Here is a 1,113-nt window from a genome sequence, read left to right as displayed (position 1 = left end):
GACGTGTCCGTAGGCCCAGAAGACGTGCTTGCCCGCCGGGGCCCGGGTGGGGTCGACGACGCTCGGCTGGACCGTGATCAGGAACGGCTTGTCGGCCCGGCCGCGAGGCCGACCGCGTTCGTGCCGCGGGTGTGTGCAAGCGGCGTCGGCCTCCGCTGTCAACGGCGCCGCTTCGAACGGCCCATGCAGCAGCCCCCCGGCGACGATCGCCCCGCCCACACCGGCGGTCGCTGCTCCCGCCAGGCCGGCGGCGAACATGCAGGCCGTTTCCGTCCCCAATGAGGCGAGGGTTCCGACCAAGTGGCCCTCGCGGGCCTTCCCGTCACCGTTCACGGCATCCGTGCCCAGTTCCAGCAGGTCCTTGCCGAGGAGCACCACTTCGACCGGACGAATCCGGAGATGCCGAGGCAGCACGTCTTCCCAAATGGGAGGAATTGTCCGTTCTGCTTCTGTCCCGCAGGGTCACTCTGACCGAGATTGCATGCTCACGACTTGCCAGGGGTCGGAGCGCGCTTCAGGGCGTGTCCCCGGAGTGGTGGAAGCGGCAGCTCACTCCCGGGCCGGGTGTGCGGGAGCTGCCGGGCACCGGCTCGTACACGGCCCGGCCGCCGGGGAACCGTCCCAGCTCGGTGGGCAGGGCCGCCCCCTCGTCGATTTCCTCAGCCCGCCAGCTCGTGATGTCCAGCAGCAGTCCGTCCAGCGGCCCGCCCACGAGTTCGGCGTATGTCTGCCCGCGGCGCGGTCCCGGGTCGGGGTCGTCGTGGTCGTGACCGTAGACCCGGCCGCGCAGCAACTGCTCATCATCACGGTCCATCCGTTCACCCTCGCAGCCACCACTGACAGCGGCCGGTTCGCAGGACCGGGGGGATGCGGTGTCACCTCAGGGCCCGGGCTCCGGTCAGCTCGACAGTTCCAGGAGGCGCTGCATCAGGTGCTGCTCCTTGTCGGCTGCCTCGTGCACGATCTTCGAAGCGCTGCGGAGGGATTCCCGCGACGACGCGTCTCCCGCCTCTTTCAGCATGCGGCTGCCGCCACGCGGGCGCGACCAGCCACAACGGCCCTGCAGACGCCCGCCACACCTACGCCGCAGACCTGGTACGCGGCCCCTCCGAC

Annotated in this window: 2 protein-coding genes and 1 pseudogene; all 3 read right to left on the bottom strand. The window is 70.5% G+C overall.

The genetic code is table 11. The features are described 5' to 3' along the window. Positions 1 to 375, bottom strand: a pseudogene (locus AB0E85_RS39980) (hypothetical protein); the annotation flags it as partial. A 139-nt stretch (positions 376 to 514) separates the two neighbouring features. Beyond that, complete coding sequence (locus AB0E85_RS39975) at positions 515 to 814, bottom strand: hypothetical protein (protein ID WP_361937662.1); 300 nt, start codon at positions 812 to 814, stop codon at positions 515 to 517. Positions 815 to 898: 84 nt separating this feature from the next. After that, a complete protein-coding gene (locus tag AB0E85_RS39970; protein WP_361937661.1) occupies positions 899 to 1,021 on the bottom strand; it encodes a hypothetical protein in 123 nt (40 codons plus the stop codon). Between the last annotated feature and the right edge of the window lie 92 nt (positions 1,022 to 1,113).

The sequence above is a fragment of the Streptomyces sp. NPDC029044 genome (assembly GCF_040637495.1).
Taxonomy (GTDB): Bacteria; Actinomycetota; Actinomycetes; order Streptomycetales; family Streptomycetaceae; genus Streptomyces.
Note: the sequence above shows the minus strand (reverse complement) of the source record. Positions and strands in the feature narration are given on the sequence as shown.